This window comes from Cellulosimicrobium cellulans (assembly GCF_024124905.1).
GTDB classification, from domain to species: domain Bacteria; phylum Actinomycetota; class Actinomycetes; order Actinomycetales; family Cellulomonadaceae; genus Cellulosimicrobium; species Cellulosimicrobium cellulans_G.
This window is the reverse complement of the sequence record NZ_JAMXST010000002.1, coordinates 115,195-131,904: the sequence shown is the minus strand read 5'-3', so window position 1 is coordinate 131,904 and position 16,710 is coordinate 115,195. Positions and strand designations below refer to the sequence as shown.

General features: G+C 74.0%; 11 protein-coding genes. 6 read left to right on the top strand and 5 right to left on the bottom strand.

Annotated features, from left to right (window positions below; translation table 11 throughout):
* Nucleotides 1–116: 116 nt before the first annotated feature.
* Nucleotides 117–4,223, bottom strand: a complete 4,107-nt coding sequence (locus tag NHH00_RS05635) for a polysaccharide lyase family 8 super-sandwich domain-containing protein (RefSeq protein ID WP_253050886.1) — start codon at nt 4,221–4,223, stop codon at nt 117–119.
* A gap of 544 nt (nt 4,224–4,767) precedes the next feature.
* Between NHH00_RS05635 and NHH00_RS05630 the strand changes: the two genes are divergently transcribed.
* On the top strand, nt 4,768–6,108 hold the full coding sequence (locus NHH00_RS05630) for a M20/M25/M40 family metallo-hydrolase (RefSeq protein ID WP_253050885.1): 1,341 nt from the start codon (nt 4,768–4,770) through the stop codon (nt 6,106–6,108).
* 57 nt (nt 6,109–6,165) lie between these two features.
* Complete coding sequence (locus NHH00_RS05625) at nt 6,166–7,656, top strand: MFS transporter (protein WP_253050884.1); 1,491 nt, start codon at nt 6,166–6,168, stop codon at nt 7,654–7,656.
* Between the two features lie 848 nt (nt 7,657–8,504).
* Here the strand turns inward: NHH00_RS05625 and NHH00_RS05620 are convergent.
* A complete protein-coding gene (locus NHH00_RS05620; protein ID WP_253050883.1) occupies nt 8,505–9,767 on the bottom strand; it encodes a cell division protein PerM in 1,263 nt (420 codons plus the stop codon).
* Nucleotides 9,768–9,848: 81 nt separating this feature from the next.
* Between NHH00_RS05620 and NHH00_RS05615 the strand changes: the two genes are divergently transcribed.
* On the top strand, nt 9,849–10,694 hold the full coding sequence (locus NHH00_RS05615; RefSeq protein ID WP_253050882.1) for a patatin-like phospholipase family protein: 846 nt from the start codon (nt 9,849–9,851) through the stop codon (nt 10,692–10,694).
* Nucleotides 10,691–11,749 carry a 1-acyl-sn-glycerol-3-phosphate acyltransferase gene (locus tag NHH00_RS05610; RefSeq protein ID WP_253050881.1) on the top strand — a complete coding sequence of 353 codons (1,059 nt, stop codon included), beginning with the start codon at nt 10,691–10,693 and terminating at the stop codon, nt 11,747–11,749. Before NHH00_RS05615 ends, NHH00_RS05610 begins: the two co-directional genes overlap by 4 nt.
* Before the next feature lie 120 nt (nt 11,750–11,869).
* Here the strand turns inward: NHH00_RS05610 and sucD are convergent, their stop codons facing one another.
* From sucD to NHH00_RS05595, 3 genes are all read right to left on the bottom strand, one after another.
* Entirely contained in the window at nt 11,870–12,760 is an 891-nt protein-coding gene (sucD, locus tag NHH00_RS05605) for a succinate--CoA ligase subunit alpha (protein WP_087471388.1), read from the bottom strand.
* 37 nt (nt 12,761–12,797) lie between these two features.
* Nucleotides 12,798–13,967 (bottom strand): ADP-forming succinate--CoA ligase subunit beta, encoded by a 1,170-nt coding sequence (gene sucC / locus NHH00_RS05600; protein WP_253050880.1) that lies wholly within the window; start codon nt 13,965–13,967, stop codon nt 12,798–12,800.
* 175 nt (nt 13,968–14,142) lie between these two features.
* Nucleotides 14,143–15,741 carry an OmpA family protein gene (locus NHH00_RS05595; RefSeq protein ID WP_253050879.1) on the bottom strand — a complete coding sequence of 533 codons (1,599 nt, stop codon included), beginning with the start codon at nt 15,739–15,741 and terminating at the stop codon, nt 14,143–14,145.
* Nucleotides 15,742–15,894: 153 nt separating this feature from the next.
* Between NHH00_RS05595 and NHH00_RS05590 the strand changes: the two genes are divergently transcribed.
* Both NHH00_RS05590 and NHH00_RS05585 read left to right on the top strand, forming a co-directional pair.
* Nucleotides 15,895–16,116, top strand: a complete 222-nt coding sequence (locus tag NHH00_RS05590) for a helix-turn-helix domain-containing protein (protein ID WP_047233082.1) — start codon at nt 15,895–15,897, stop codon at nt 16,114–16,116.
* Nucleotide 16,117: 1 nt separating this feature from the next.
* Complete coding sequence (locus NHH00_RS05585; RefSeq protein WP_253050878.1) at nt 16,118–16,693, top strand: Clp protease N-terminal domain-containing protein; 576 nt, start codon at nt 16,118–16,120, stop codon at nt 16,691–16,693.
* Nucleotides 16,694–16,710: the final 17 nt, after the last annotated feature.

Sequence of the window (16,710 nt, the reverse complement as noted above, 5' to 3'; positions counted from 1 at the left end):
CCTCTCGGGACGGGTGACCGCGACGACGCGGTCAGGGATCTCTGACGGAGCGGACCGGGCCGTCGTGGCGGTGTCCTCCGACACCCCCACGACGGCCCGGCTGCGGCCGCCGCGGCTCAGCCGCAGCGCTTGGCCTCGTACGGTGCCTGGACCGTCACCGGCTCGCGACCGGGTGCGGTGGCCGTGATGCTCACCGCTCCGGCGTCCACCACGGCCGCTCGGGAGCTGAACGACTGGTAGGCGTTCCCTCCCGGCGCGACCGCGGCGTACGTCCGGTCGCCGAACGGTGTCGACAGCACGATCGCCGCTGTCTGCTCGTCCGTGTTCGTCGCGCGCACCGCCACGTAGGCCGTGCCGGCCAGGCAGCGCGCCGTCACCTCGACGGTCGGCGCCGTGGTCACCGGGGCCCGCTCCACGAGACCCTCGAGCGCCGCCGCGAGGGCCGCCGTCTTCTCGTCGACGTCGCCCTGGGTCGCGCCCTCCGCGCGGGCCGCCTCCTTCGCCGCCTCGAGCGCGGGCAGCAGAGGCGCCCAGCTCTCGGGCGTGTACTGCCTGCTGTCCAGCGCGTCGGCCTGCGCGACGAGCCGGTCGAGCTCAGCCGTGTCGACCGCGACGACCACGTCGCACCACGCGATCTCGTCACCCTTCGCGTGCGTGACCAGGACGGCGGTCCTCCCGGCCTGGCCGGTGGCCAGGTCGAGCTCCACGCGCCCGTCGCCGACGCGGGGGTCGCCCACGACCGACGCCACCGACTCGTCGAGCGAGAAGGCGATGAACTCGTCGTCCGGTTCGAGGGGCGTGACGCTGGCCGTCGCCACCGCGCTGGACGCGGGATCCGCGGCCACGGGCGACGCGTCGCACTGCAGGTTGTACCCGCCGTACACCTCGAGCTCGAAGATCGAGAGCCCGTACTTCGTGACGGGCAGGCCGATCACCCGGACGTAGCGCACGTCGGACTCGGGCAGGTCCACGACGTTCCGCAGCTCTGCCGAGGTCTTCTCGACCCGGGCCAGCTGCTCCCAGGTCCGGCCGTCGAGCGACCCTTCGACGCGGAAGTCGTTCGACGTCGCCGCCTCCCAGGTGACGACGACCTGGTTGATGCTGCGGGTTCCCTCGAGGTCGACCTGGAGCCAGCGCTCGATCGTGTACGGCGCGTCCTGGCGCTGGGAGGACCAGCGCGTCGTGAGGTTGCCGTCGTTGGCGTTGCGGGCGCCGGCGGTCGCGTTGTAGGTCGAGTCGGCCTGGACCGGCCGGGCGAGGGCCAGGTTCTCCCGGCCCGCCGGCACGGTCGGCGCGTCGACGACCAGGTCGTCGGCGAACACCTCGAGCTCCCACAGCGAGACGCCGTACTGGGTCGTGCTGCGCTGGACCGTCTGCATGCGCACGTAGCGCGCTCGCTCGTCGACCGCGACGGCGTCCGTCCCCCCGTCGCTGCCCGCGCCCGTCGTGGCGTAGGCGTCGCGCCAGGCGGTGCCGTCGTCGGAGACCTGGATGCGGTACTGGCGGGCGAAGGATGCCTCCCACCACAGCCGCACGGCGCCGATCTGCTGCACGGAGCCGAGGTCGACCTGCGCCCAGGCGCTGTCCGAGAGGTTCCCGCTCCAGCGGGTGTCCATGTTGCCGTCCGTGATGCTCGCGGCGGCCCCGCCCGACGAGCCGGAGGCGGTCGCCGGCCGACCGAGGGCGAGGTTCACGCTCGAGTCGACGTCGAGCTCCCGGACGGCGTACCCGTCGTCGCCGGGACCGTCCAGCAGCACGAGGCGGACGAAGGCGGCCGCGGTCGGGGTCAGCTCGAGCCGGGTGCGACCCCCGGCGCCGTCCTGCACGAACCGGTGGTCGGTCCAGGTCGCGCCGTCGAGCGACGTCTGCAGCAGGAAGCGCGACGCGTGCTGGTCGCCCCACGACACCGTGGCGCCGGTGACGAACGACCCCGGCGCGAGACGCCTCGTCAGCCACGCCGTCCCGTCTCCGTCGGAGCGCCAGGCCGTGGCGTCGTCCCCGTCGCCCGCGAGCGCCGCGCCGTGCCCCTCCAGCGCGCTGCTCGCGGTGAGGTCCGAGTCCGTCCCGGCGTCCGACGAGAGGGGCGCCGTGACGGTCTTGCCCAGGCTCGCGCCGGAACCCAGGGCGAACGTGCCGCGGTGCTCGCCGTCCGGACCGCCGAGCACGACGGAGACGACGAGGCCCGGCCGGTCGGGGTTCGCGACGCTCGCCACCGGGACCTCGCCCGACTCGTCCACGAGGACGATCGCGGGCTGGTTCACCTCGAGCGTCCGGCCGGCACCGAGATCGAGGCTCCCGGCCTGGTAGAACGTCGCCATCGTGCGCCGGAGCCCGGCGTGCCGCACCGCCTGCACCGCGGCGTCGTTGCGGAGCACCTGGACGGCGGGTGCCGCGGCATAGGCCTCGACCTCCTGCGGGGAGGCGGCGGGGAGCACCACGTACTCGTAGCCGGCGTCGCTCGGACGCACGCCGTGGTCCACGTAGAGCGTGAAGGCGTCCCGGCTCACCGGGTCCTGACCGACCCAGCTCCCCGTCTGCGCCGTGTTCGAGACGAGCACTCGCTGACCGGCCGGGAAGACGTAGCCGACCTCGTCGTTGTAGGCCCACGACGGACCCTCGAGCGCAGCGCCCACGGTCCCCGGAGCGACGGGTCGGCCGTCGGCGGAGGCGTTGTCCTTCGCCACGGCCTGGTTCACCGTCGTGTGCACCGGCGCGTCGGACTCCGAACGGATACCGGCGCCGAGCGCGACCATCTCGTCGTCGAGGTAGAAGTAGCTCTTCCTGCCCTGGGTGTCGGCGCGGTCGAGGCTGTGCACGCTCACTCCGTAGGTGCCGTCCGAGACGCCGCCCGTGAAGCTGCCTCCGTTGCCCGTCCGGCCGGCCGTGCCACGCGTCTGCTCCTTGACGTACGGAGCGGTGACGCCGGGGTAGTGGAACCAGTCGAACGCCGGACCGAGGTCGATGTACTCCCGGTTGGTCACCTGGATCGCTGTGGCGCCCGCCGCGTTCCACACGATCTCGTTGCCGACCTCCGGGCGGAAGGTGGAGCGGTACTCGCTGCCGACGGTGCGGCTCGAGTTGAGCCGCGTGAAGATCCCGTACCCGTCGCGCAGGTGGGACGAGAACTCCGACCGCCAGAAGTACTTGTTCCCGGTGACACCGTTGGTCCGGGTCGTGCCCCTGATGCTGTCGATCAGCTCCTGGTAGTCGGTCGCGTACAGCGGGTCCGTGCGCTCCATCTTGGTGAGCGGCTCGAGGAACTCGGCGGCGTACCCCGTGACGCCGCCGACGGTCTTCGGCTCTCGATAGCCGAGGTACAGCATGCCGACCTCGCCGCGGATCATCCACCGCGTGCCGTTGACGACGTAGAACGCGATCGTGTCCAGGTGCTCCCGGGTGAACGCGAGACCCGTGCCGCGCGCCGCGTCGGCCCACAGCGCCACGTTGGTGAAGAGCGCCATGCCGTACCCCTCGCTGTACAGCTGCGCCCCGTGCGCCCAGAAGCTCCCGTCGGGCTGCACCGCCTCGTTGGTCGCCCCGGAGCGGTCGACGGCGACGGTCTGGACCATGGTGTCGAAGCCGGACACGATCTTCTCGTGGTCACGGGTCGCGAGCGCCTCGAAGAGGTAGTTCGTCGTGCGCCACGCACCGTTGGCGCCGACCGGGTCGAGCCTGCCGGTGTTGTGCTCGAGCGCGACGGCCTTCGCCTCGGGGCTCAGCTCGTCGCCGAGGAAGACGGTGAGACGCCCCATCGCCATGGACTCGCCGATCTCGGTCTCCCACCAGTTCGTGTTGCCCGGGTCGACCGCGTCCCAGTGCACGAGTGCGCGCTCGACCGCGGCGAGGACGGCGGGGTCCTCGAAGCCCGCGGCGTCCGGGTCGCGGTAGGCCTGGGCGAGCGCGAGCATCCGGTAGAGCGCGATGTACGCGGACCAGGTCGCACCGTTCGCGGAGCTCGTCCGGTCCGCGTAGTCGACGTCCGGCCACGATCCGTCGGCACCCTGCGACGCGACGTAGTCGAGAGCCTCGGAGGTACGTGCCAGGTAGATGCCGTTCGCGATGATGACGTCGTCGCCCTGCCCCAGGTAGTACTCCCGGAGGCGCGACGTGATCGTGTCGACGTCGTCGCCGGGCGGCGCCGCGCCCGCGGGCGCGACGACGAGTCCGACAGCGCTCAGCACGAGTGCCAGGAAGGCGGAGATCAGGGCTCTGACGCTTCTCATGGGGTGCTCCCTTGTGGTGGTCCGTGGCGCGCGCACGGTGCGGTCGGGGCGGCGCAGGCCGACGTCGGTCGTCGTCCGTCGGGAGCAGCGCGGGACAGGTCGCCTCTCGGCACGGGCGCCGACGGCGGTGCCGGACTTCTGACGCGTCATCGCGCAGGTGCTCCTTCACGGTGAGGCGGCCCGTGCCGCCTCCGACGGACGGTTCGACCGCCTGGCGAGGCGCCAGGCGGGCCGCGTCCTGCCTCGCCTCCTGTGGCGAGGTCGCCGGCCGCGCGCCCACGGGTGACGCCTCCCTGCGCCGACGGTGACGTGGCGCTAGTAAACCGGTTCTTGACAGCGCAGTCAAGATGACACCTGCCCCTTCGGCACACGTGGCAAGGAGGAATCCGCCCGGAACTCTCTGCCTCGGTGTGATGCGCCGCATGCCCCGTAGCTGCCCCCTCCCCAGAGTCACCACGTCTGACTAAATCGGTACAGGAGTCATGGGCCACCGCACGAGATCCCCCGTCGCCCGCTCGTGACGTCGAGTCTCTAGGGTGGGGCCATGACGACCGCGCCCGTGACCCCTCGACCCGGTGCCGACGAGCGCCTCTCCCGGCTCATCCGGATCCCCACGGTGTCCGCCGAGCTGGAGGAGCGAGGGCTCGCGCCCTTCGACGAGCTCGTCGACCTCCTGCCCGAGCTCTACCCCCTGGTCCACGAGCACCTCGACCGCGAGCGCATCACCGACCTCGGGCTGCTCTACCGGTGGCGCGGCCGGTCCGACGAGGCGCCGCTCGTGCTCATGGCGCACTACGACGTCGTCCCGGTGGACGAGAGCGACGCATGGACGTACCCGCCCTTCGAGGGGCGCGTCGCCGACGGCTGGGTCCACGGGCGCGGCGCGCTCGACGACAAGGGGCCCCTCGTCGTCGTGCTCGAGGCCGTCGAGAACCTGCTGGCCGCGGGCTTCACGCCCGCGCGGGACGTCTACCTGTCGTTCGGCGGCAACGAGGAGTCGTACGGGGCCGCCGCCGCGGCGATCGCGACGACGCTGCGCGACCGCGGCGTGGTCCCGTGGCTCGTGCTCGACGAGGGCGGCGCGGTCACGGACTCCCCGCTCCCCCTCGTCCCCGGGAGCGCGGCGATGATCGGCGTCGGCGAGAAGGGCGTGCTGACGCTCCGCCTCACCGCGCGCGGCGAGGGCGGGCACGCGTCGGCCCCGCCCACGACGACGGCGGTCCGGCGGGTCGCGCGCGCCGTCGAGCGCCTCGGTCCGCGCACCTTCCCCGCCCGCACGCCGGTCGCGATCTCGCGCATGCTCCGCCTCTTCTCGGACCGCGCGACCGGCCCCGCGCGGGCGGCCCTGCGCACCCTCGCCGCGGCACCGCCCGCCGCGGCGCAGGCCTTCGCCGCGATGGGCGGCGAGGCCGCCGCGATCGTCCGCACGACCGTCGCGCCGACGATGCTCTCCGGGGGCACGGCCGCGAACGTCCTGCCGTCGCAGGCGTCCGCGACCGTCAACCTGCGGATCGCGCTCGGCGAGACCGTCGCGGGCACCGTCGAGCGCGTCCGCCGGCGCGTGGCCGACCCGCAGGTCGAGATCGAGGTCGTCGAGGCCAGCGAGCCCTCCCCGGAGTCCCCCGTGGACGACGAGCGGTTCGCGCTCCTCGCGGCGTGCGTCGGCGTCTCGCACCCCGACGCGCTCCCCGCCCCGTACATCACGATGCAGGCGACCGACGCGCGGCACTTCCACCGGTTCTCGCCCGCCGTGTACCGGTTCGCGCCGCTCGCGATGTCCGCCGAGCTGCGCGCCACCATCCACGGCGTCGACGAGCGCGTCGAGGTCGCCGAGCTCGCGCGGGGCGAGCGGTTCCACCGCGCGCTCCTCGAGCGGCTACCCTGACGCTCCCCACCTCCGGAGCGCGCGACGACGCGCGCCTCCCCACGCAAAGGAGCAGCGATGGCTCGCTCGCTCACCGGGCGCCTCGCGGGTTCGACCCTCGCCGGCGTCGTCGGGTTCCTCGCCTTCGTCGAGCTGACGAGCGGCGTCCTCCAGGGCTACTACACGCCGATGCTCACGGACATCGCGCGGCACCTCGGCGTGCACGACGCCGACGTGAACTGGCTCGAGGGCTCGCAGCTCATGCTGTCCGCACTCGTCGTGCCCGCGCTGGCCAAGCTCGGCGACATGGTCGGCCACCGCCGCATCCTCCTGTGGTCGACGGCGGTCACCGCGGCCGCGTCGCTCGTCCTGCCGTTCACCGACTCGTTCGCGGTGTTCCTCGTGGCGTGGGCCGTGCAGGGGTTCTACGTCGTGTGGCTGCCGCTGGAGATCGCGCTCGTCTGGTCGCGCGCCCGACGCCTGGCGAACCCCGCGGCCGTCACCGCGCGGGCCGCGGGCGTCCTCGTCGCGGCGCTGGAGACCGGCGCGATCGTCGGCGCGCTCGCGGGCGGGGCGCTGGTCGATGCGCTGCCGCTGCGCGTCGTGCTCCTCGTCCCGGCGCTGCTCGTCGTCGTGTGCTTCGTCGTCGTGCTGCTCGGCGTGCAGGAGTCGCCCGACCCCGCGGGCGGGCGCTTCGACACCGTCGGCCTCGTGCTCGTCTCGCTCGCGCTCCTCGCTCTGACCGGCGGCCTCAGCCTGCTGCGCCTCGAGGGCGTCGCCGCGGTCGCACCCTGGGCGGTCGTGCTGCTCGGCGCCGCGTTGCTGTGGCCGTTCGCCCGGTGGGAGCTGCGCCAGGACGACCCGCTCGTCGACGTGCGCATGTTCCGCTCCCCCGCGCTCGGCCCGGTGTTCCTCACCGCCGGCCTGTTCGGCGTCTCCGTGCTGGGCGCCCAGGCGCCGCTGTCCACGTTCGCCCGCACCGACCCCGCCGAGCACGGGTACGGGCTCGGCACGACCGGCTTCCAGACGTCCCTGCTCATCGGCGTCTACCTGATCGGCATGATCGTCGGCGCGCTGTCCTATCCCCGCGTCGCCCGCCGCGCGACGCCGCGCCTCACCCTGGTCGGCGCGTCCACCCTCGTGGGCGTCGGCTTCCTGCTCTTCCTGCCGTTCCACGGGACGTACGCGAACGTGCTCACCAACATGGTGATCGTCGGGCTCGGCTCCGGCGCGCTCGTGGCGGCGCTGCCCGCGGCGGCTGCCGCCGCGGCTCCCCCGACGCTCACCGGCGTCGCCACCGGCCTCACGAACTCCGTGAAGACCGTCGGCGGGGCGATCGCGTCGTGCGTCTTCGGCATCGCGCTCGCGGGCGCCGCGCTCCAGGGCGGCGCCACGGAGGGCACGGCCGGCTCGTTCGGCGGGTACGTCACCGTCTGGGTCGTGTGCGGCACGACGGCGCTCGTCGCCGCCGTCCTCCTGCTCGTCGTCGTCCCGCGCCAGGCCTTCACCGACCCCGCCGCCGCAGCCCCCGCCGAGGGCAAGCCCGCGATCACGTCACCGACCGCCTGAACCTCCCGAGCCCGAACCCTCGCGCGGCCGAGGCAGAACCGTGGTCACGAGGTAGAGCCACGGTCACGCGAGGTAGAGGCGTGGTCAGCCCAGGTAGAGGCCTGGTTTCGTGCCCGACGGCGGTCTGGTCACCTTGGGGGGCGGGGTGGGTGGTGGTGCCGCGTCTACCATCCGCCGCTCGTTCCTCGCGGCTCCCGCCAGGCCCGACCACGACGCGGCACCACCACCCACCCCGCCCTACGTCGTCTCACCCTGGTCGTCCCTCACCCGGGCGACCGCCCGCGGTGCCGGTCTCGCCGACACGTTCCCGTTGCTGCGTCCGCTTGCCGCGTGACACCACGCAGCACCGTCCGTCGCGCGCCTCTCGGGCGCCACTGCGCGACTGCGCCGCGGCGCAGCCGCTGCAGCTGCGGGTCGTGGGTCGTGGGTCGTGGGTCGTGGGTCGCGACTCGACCTGTTCCTCGCGACGTCGCCCCGTGCCGTCGCGAGGTCGCCCGGGCCGCACGGCGCCACGCCGAGCAGGTCGTCTCGGCCCGACATGGGGGCTGACGAGCCAAGGTCGCCTGGTCAGGCTGCCAGGACCACCTGGTCGGCCGATCACCGAGCCACGGTGGGCCGACCGCCGAGCGGTGGGGGTGGGCTCGGATGCGAAGGGGCGTCAGAGCGGCGCTCCTAGAACCCACGCCCGACAGACCAGGGTGACGGCGCCGCAGCCCCGAGCACCGAGCCCACCCCCACCGCGGACCTGACCCCGCGGGCTTGAGACCCGACCATGCCACCTCACCGGACCACAGCTCTACCTCGCCGACCATGGCTCTACCTCGGCGGACCGGGGCTCTACCTCGGCGTCAGGGCTCGTCGTCGAGGGGGGCGCCGTGGTGGCGGCCCAGGACGTTGAGCCGCGCCCAGAGGACCGCGAGCGCGGCGCCGCCGCCGATCTCCGCCGCCGCGAGGGCTCCGACGACGAGCGCGTCGGCACCGACGACCTCGAGCCGCCCGGGCCCGACCGCGCCGCCCGCGAGCCAGCTCACCGCCCCGACGAGCAGTCCCGCGCCGAGCGCGACCCCGCCCAGGGCGAGGCCCACGTCGAGCCACCGGACGTCGTCGTCCGGGTGGGTGCCTGTCACGTCGCGCAGGCGGCGCCACACGAAGGCCCCGACCACCACGCCGAGCGCGACGACGACGGCCGGCACCCACGGCGTCAGCGGGTTGGTCCAGTCGTCGCCGGGCAAGGCGCCGAGCAGCGGGATCGCCGGCAGCGCGCCGGGCTCGGAGCCGGTCGGGGCGAACGTGCTGCCCTCGCCGACGGCGAAGCCCGGCCCGACGAGCCACGCCCCGGCCCAGGCCACGACGTTCGGCAGGACGGCGAGCTGCGCGAGCGCCAGGACGATGCCACCGACGGTCCCGGGCACGAGCCCGGCGACGATGTCGCCCGACGTCGCACGCCCGGCCACCAGCCACGCCCCGACGACGACGGCGGAGACTCCGGCCAGCAGGCTCGTGCCGAGCAGGCCGCCGCGCAGGCCCAGTCGTACCGACGGCGGGAGCCACCGGTCGAGCCGCTGCGTGAGGTCGCCGACGAGGGGCGCGTCGGGTCGTGCGAGGATCCCGGCGCCCAGGCCGAGCCCGCCGACGACGGCGCCCCCGACGACCGCGACGCCGAGACCCCACGGGGGCGTCGACCCGGCGAGCAGCGCGACGCCGAGCGTCGCGAGGGCATAGGTCACGGTGCCCGCGACCCAGGCGGACAGGGTCGTGTGCGCGGATCGTCGGGCAGACGCGAAGCAGCAGAACAGCGCGAGGGCGGTGAGTCCGAGCGGCACCAGCGTGACCGTCGTCCCGCTCGCGACGAGCGGGACCCCGTGCCCGAGGAGCCAGAATCCCGCGGCGATCGTCACCGACTGCCCCCACCCGGAGCCCTCGGGGGACCCGGTGGACGACGCGAGGAAGGCGACGACGCCGGGGAGCACCACGACGGCGAGCGACAGCGCGAGCGCCTGGAGCGCGGCGAGCACTCCCGAGGGCCCGCGCCGGACCACGACCGGTGCGGGGGCCGGGCTGCCGTCCACGGTGCGCGTGCGCGCACCACGCGTCGTGCTGGTGGTGCTCATGGTGCCCATCGTCGTCGATCGAGTGGTCGGTCTGCGGCATTCGCCCCGGCGCGCCAGCCTACCCGCGCCTACGATCGGTCCATGACGACGCCGCCCGCCCCGACCGCGTTCGTCCTGGGTGGGGGCGGGGTCCGGGGCGCCGTCCAGATCGGCATGCTGCGTGCGCTGCTGGAACGCGGCATCACGCCCGACCTGGTGGTCGGGACGTCGATCGGTGCGATCAACGGGGCGGCCCTCGCGGCGGACCCGACGCCCGCGGTCGTCCCTCGCCTCGAGTCCGCCTGGTCGTCGCCCGCAGCCGCGCAGGTCTACGGCGAGGCGTGGTACCGGCAGGTGCACCGGCTCGCGACGACGCGCACCCACCTCGCCAGCCCGGCTCCCCTGCGCGCGCTGTTGCGCCAGGTGCTCGGCGAGCGCACGACGTTCGCCGACCTCGCCGTGCCCCTCGTCGTCGCCGCGGCGTCGATCGAGCGCGCGGCGGAGCGCTGGTTCAGCGAGGGTCCGTTGGTCGACGCCGTGCTCGCCTCGGCGTCCGTCCCGGGCGCGCTGCCGCCCACGCGCATCGGCGACGAGCACTACGTGGACGGCGGGGTGGTCTCCTCGATCCCGCTGGGCGAGGCGGTGCGCCGCGGCGCACGGACGGTCTGGGTGCTCCAGGTCGGGCGGATCGAGGAGCCGTTGCGGCCGCCGCGGACCGCGGTCGAGGTCGCGAAGGTGACGTTCGAGATCTCCCGGCGGCACCGGTTCGCGCGCGAGCTCGCCGAGGTCCCCGACGACGTGACCGTCCACGTCCTGCCCAGCGGCGGGCCGCTGCCCGGCGACGACCGGCTCTCGTCGTCGCGCCGGCTCGACACGACCCGAGCGCGCGCCGCCTCGTCGTACGCGGCGGCGCGCCGCTACCTGGAGGAGCTGGGGGGCGACGCGTGAACGTCGCGCCCCCGCCGCGCTGGGTCCGCCGGCTGCTGCTCGCGCCGGCCGTCGTCGTCCTCGCGGTCCTGCTCGTCCCGACGAGCCTCATGCTCGTCCTGCTCGTCGGCGGCATCGTGAGCTGGGCGCTGCCCGGTCGCCTGCGCGCGCCGCGCGTCCTCTGGGTCGCGAGCTTCTACGTCGTCTGGGACGCGGTCGCGGTCCTGGCGCTGTTCGGGCTCTGGGTGGGCTCCGGCTTCGGCTGGGCGCTGCACCGGCCCGCCTTCCGGCGCGCGCACGTGCGCCTCGCCGGCCGGATGCTCTCGGTGCTGTTCTGGCAGGTGCGCTGGACGCTGCGCCTGCGGATCGACGTCGACCTCAGCGAGGCCGACGGGCTCGACGGGGCCCCGGTGCTCGTGGTGAGCCGCCACGCCGGGCCCGGCGACTCGTTCGTCCTCATGGACCGCATCGTCAACGCGGCGGGACGCGAGCCGCGCGTCGTGCTCAAGGACACGCTCCAGTGGGACCCCGCGATCGACGTCCTGCTCCACCGCGTCCCGGCGTACTTCGTGGTGCCGCGCTCGCGGCGGCCGCACGGCGCGCCGTCCGGCAGCGAGGCGGTCGCCGCGCTCGCGACGGACCTCGCGCCGGACTCCGCCGTCCTCCTCTTCCCCGAGGGCGGGAACGTCACGCCGCGCCGCCGCGACGCCCGGATCACCGCGCTGCGCGCCTCCGGCGAGGAGGACCTCGCCGTGCTCGCGGAGGGGATGCCGCACGTCATGGCGCCGCACGTCGGCGGGTTCCTCGCCGCGCTCGACGCGACGCCGACGACGGGCGTGGCGGTCGTCGCGCACACGGGCCTCGAGCGCCTGGTCACGGTGCGCGACATCTGGCGCGAGCTGCCGATGGACAAGCGCCTCACGCTCAAGATCTGGGCGACGCCCCGCGAGGCGCTCCCGGCGGGCGACGAGGAGCGCGCCGCGTGGCTCTACGCGCAGTGGGTGCGCCTCGACGCGTGGCTCGCGGCGTCGGGGGCGCCCACCGTCCCGAGCGCGGACCGCGACCCCGCCGCCTGACGCGCGATCTCCGGCACGCGCGCGGACCACGACGCCGGACGCACGACGCCCCGCGGCCGGCGGAGCGGTCACGGGGCGTCGTGTGCGTGGACCCGGGTCGCGGGTCCGGCGGGTCCAGCGTCAGGCGAGGACCTCGCGCAGGAGCGCGGCGGTCTCGGACGGCGTCTTGCCGACCTTGACGCCGACGGCCTCGAGGGCCTCCTTCTTGGCCTGCGCGGTGCCCGCGGACCCGGAGACGATCGCGCCGGCGTGGCCCATCGTCTTGCCCTCGGGGGCGGTGAAGCCCGCGACGTAGCCGACGACCGGCTTGGTGACGTGGTCCTTGATGTAGGCCGCTGCGCGCTCCTCGGCGTCGCCGCCGATCTCGCCGATCATGACGATCGCCTTGGTCTCGGGGTCGTTCTCGAACGCCTCGAGCGCGTCGATGTGCGTGGTGCCCACGATCGGGTCGCCGCCGATGCCGATGGCGGTCGAGAACCCGAGGTCCTTGAGCTCGTACATCATCTGGTAGGTCAGCGTGCCCGACTTCGACACGAGACCGACCGGGCCCTTGCCCGTGATGGTGTGCGGGGTGATGCCGGCGAGCGACTCGCCCGGCGTGATGATGCCGGGGCAGTTCGGGCCGATCATGCGCGTCTTCTTGCCCTGCAGGTAGGCCCAGACCTCGGCCGTGTCCTGGACGGGGACGCCCTCGGTGATGACGACGATGAGCGGCATCTCGGCGTCGACGGCCTCGATCGCGGCGTCCTTGGTGAACGCCGGCGGGACGAACAGGACGGACACGTTCGCGCCCGTCTCGGCCATGGCCTCCGCCACGGTGCCGAACACGGGGAGCGTGACGTCGTTGCCCTCGTGGTCCTTGTGCGTGACGGTCGTGCCGGCCTTGCGGGCGTTGACGCCGCCGACGATCTGCGCGCCCGAGTCGAGCATGAGGGCGGTGTGCTTGGCACCCATCCCGCCGGTGATGCCCTGGACGATGATCTTGGAGTCGGAGTTCAGGTAGATCGACATGGTGTTCTCTGTCTCAGCTTTCCGCGTCTTCGGGCGATCAGGCGTTGGCCAGCTCGGCAGCCTTGTCGGCCCCGCCGTCCATGGTCTCGGCGAGGGTCACGAGCGGGTGGTTCGCCTCGCGCAGGATCGCGCGGCCGAGGTCCACGTTGTTGCCGTCGAGGCGCACGACGAGCGGCTTGGAGGCCTCGTCGCCGAGGATCTCGAGCGCGCCCACGATGCCCTTGGCGACCTCGTCGCACGCGGTGATGCCGCCGAAGACGTTGACGAACACCGACTTGACCTGCGGGTCGTTGAGGATGACGTCGAGGCCGTTCGCCATGACCTGCGCGTTGGCGCCGCCACCGATGTCGAGGAAGTTGGCGGGCTTCACGCCGCCGTGGGCCTCGCCCGCGTACGCGACGACGTCGAGCGTGCTCATGACGAGCCCCGCGCCGTTGCCGATGATGCCGACCTCGCCGTCGAGCTTGACGTAGTTGAGGCCGTTCGCCTTGGCCTTCGCCTCGAGCGGGTCGGTCGACTCCTTGTCCTCCAGCGCCTCGTGGTCCGGGTGACGGACCTCCGAGGCGTTGTCGTCCAGCGTGACCTTGCCGTCGAGCGCGACGATCGAGCCGTCCTCGGTGCGGACGAGCGGGTTCACCTCGACGAGCGTCGCGTCCTCCGCCGTGAAGACGGTCCAGAGCTTGCGGATGACCGCCGCGACCGGGGCCTTGAGGTCCTCGGCGAACCCGGCGGCGTCGACGATCTCCTGCGCCGTGGCCTCGTCGATGCCCACGATCGGGTCGACGGCGACCTTGGCGAGCGCCTCGGGGCGCTCCACCGCGAGCTGCTCGATCTCCATGCCGCCCTCGACGGAGCACATGGCGAGGTAGTTGCGGTTCGACCGGTCGAGGAGCACCGAGAAGTAGAACTCCTCGGCGATCTTGGCGCCCTGGGCGACCATGACGCGGTGGACCGTGTGGCCCTTGATGTCCATGCCGAGGATCTCGGACGCCTTCTCGGCGGTCTCCTCGGGCGAGTGGGCGAGCTTGACGCCGCCGGCCTTGCCGCGGCCGCCGGTCTTCACCTGGGCCTTGACGACCACGGTGCCGCCGCCGAGCTTCTCGGCGCCCGCGCGGGCCTCCTCGGGCGTCGTCGCGACGACCCCGCCCAGCACGGGCACGCCGTGCTTCTCGAAGATGTCGCGCGCCTGGTATTCGAACAGGTCCACCCTGCTGCGTCCTTCCGTCTGATGCGCCGTGTGCGGCATGACCGATGTCTCGACATCAAGACATCCCCGTACAGGGTAGCCCGGGAAGCCCCGGGCTCCTATCGCTCGGCGGCGGAGGACCGCGGGCGCCGCGTGTTCCGTTCGTCACGCGGCGCCGCGCCCGGGTGACCCCGGCTCAGTCCGCGACGGGCACGTCCACGAACCGCACCGGCGTGCTGCCGTCCGTGACCTCCGTCGACCCGTCCGGCACGTCCACGACGACCGTCTCCCCGCCCCGGTCCGGCCAGACGACGGTCACGCGCGACGTGACGCCCGGGCTCAGCGAGCCGACCGACAGGTCCGCGAGGACGCTGCGCGCCGAGTCCGGGTAGAAGGCCGGGTCGACGAGGTAGTCGACGGGGTAGACGCGCACGCCGCCGTCGAGCAGGGTCACGTTGTTCGCCCCGAGCCCGCCTTCTCCCAGCTCGCCGCGACCGTCGAGCACGGATCCGAGCACGCTCACGAACGCCGCGTGGTCCGTCCCGTCGTTGCGCACGTCGAGGGTCCCCACCAGATAGCCGCCCGCTCGCCGGACCTCCACGAGCTCGACGTGCAGCGTCTGGGTCCCGCCGAGCCCGTCGGCGTGCTCGAGGGTCGCACCCCCGAGACCGTCGACGGTCGCACCCTCCGGCGCCGTGAGCTCGCCGGCCGCCGGCACCTCCGCGGGCGAGCGGTCCGCCGCGGGGACGAACTCGACGGTCACGCGACGGTTGAGCGCCCGGGCCTCGTCGGTGCCGTCGGTGGCGACGGGTTCGGTCTCCCCGCGTCCCTCGACCCGCACGTCGAACCGGCCCAGGTCGGCGATCTCGCCGAGCCGGTCCGCGACCGCGTGCGCACGGCGCTCGGAGAGCTCCTGGTTCGCGGCCTCTTCCCCCTGGTCGTCGGTGTGCCCGACGACGACGAGCTCGCCGTCCGCAGCGAGCGCGAGCTGGTCGGCCACGGCCTGGAGCGCGGCGTCCGACGCGGTGCCGAGCTCGGCGGAGTCGACCGCGAACAGGACGTCGGAGTCGATGGCGACGCTCACGAGGTCGTCCGTGTCGCGGGTGCTGACCGCGTCGTTCGCGCTGGTGCTGAACGTCTCGAGGACGGCGGTCGGCGCGACGACGTCGTCGAGACCGGCGGGCGCGAGCTCGGCCGCCGGGACCGTGAGGCCCTCGGCGTCGTCGGCCGCGACGACGGGGACGTCCTCGACGAGCCCGAGGTAGGGCACGAGGACCGCCGTCGTGGCGGACGCGGGGGCGGCGAACGCGACGTGGCCCACCACCGGCTCCTCGTCCGGCCCGAGCTCGAAACGGTCGTCCTCGAGGGACGCGAGGGCGACGCCGTCGGCCGCCCGGGCCGGCTCCCGGACGACTCCGGCGTCGAGGTCGACGAGGCGCACGCCGTCGAACGTGTCCTCCTGCGAGAGCGTGCGGTTCGCGAACGCCTCCCCGACGAACAGGGTGTCGTCACCGCTCGTGGCCTCGGCCTCGACCCGCAGGACGGCGAGGTCGCCGTCGAGCACCACGGGCCCGACCGACATCTCGATCTCCCGGCCGAGCACGTTCCCCGTCACGACGACCGGCGTCGCGTCCGACGAGGACGCCGGCACCTGCGCCTCGGCGGCCCCCGTCGTGGCGGCCGGGTCGGGTGCCCCGTCGCCCGCACCGCAGCCCGCGAGGGCGACGGCCGCCACGACGACGGTCGCGAGCGTGGGGACGACGCGCGTCCTGGGTGTGCCGGTCCACTGGTGCACGGTGACTTCTCCTGTCGGTCGACGGGGTCGGTGGGCTGCTCACGCCCACAGGTCGACGTGGACGCTAGCGGACGGACGACCGGCTCGGACGAGCCGCCCATCGCCGTCAACTCGGGTTGACACATGCGAGGTCGTCAACCTAGATTGACACGCATGGAACCCGTCGACATGGACGCCGCGAGCAGCACCGATCCCGACACGGGCCTGCGTGCCGTGCGGTCGCTGCGCGTGCTCGCCGAACGCCTCGAGGCGCTGCAGGTCGAGCACGCCCGAGCGCTCGGCTGGTCGTGGCAGGAGATCGCCGACCGCCTCGGCGTCACCCGCCAGGCCGTGCACAAGAAGTACGGCGCGTCCCGCACCACCAGGAGGTCATGACATGTTCGAACGCTTCGCCGCCGACGCCCGCGACACGGTGGTCGGCGCCCAGGAGGTCGCCCGCTCCCGCGGCGACGACGCCATCGACGCCGTGCACCTGCTCCTCGCTCTCGCCCGCCAGGACGGTGGCGCGGGCGCGGTCGCCCTCGCCGCGGTCGGCGTCGACGCCGACGACCTCGAACGCCAGGTCGACTCCGCGCGCAGCCACGACCCGCTCGACGGCCAGGCCCTCGCCGCGCTCGGGATCGACCTCGACGAGATCCGCGCACGCACGGACGCGGCCTTCGGGCCGGGAGCACTCGACCGCGCGGGCGACGACGAGCGCCGCCGCGGGCGGCGGAACCGCCGCTCGCACATCCCGTTCACGCCCGAGGCGAAGAAGTCGCTCGAGCTCTCCCTGCGCGAGGCGGTGCACGCGGGCTCCCGCGCCATCGACTCGGGCCACGTGCTCGCCGCGGTCGCGCGCGCGAAGGGCTCGACGGCGCACCGCGCGCTCGTCGACGCGCTCGCCGCGGCGGGGTCCGACGTCGCGGGCCTGCGCGCCGCGCTCGCCGCAGGGCACCGCAAGGCGTCCTGACCCGATACCGCCGACCG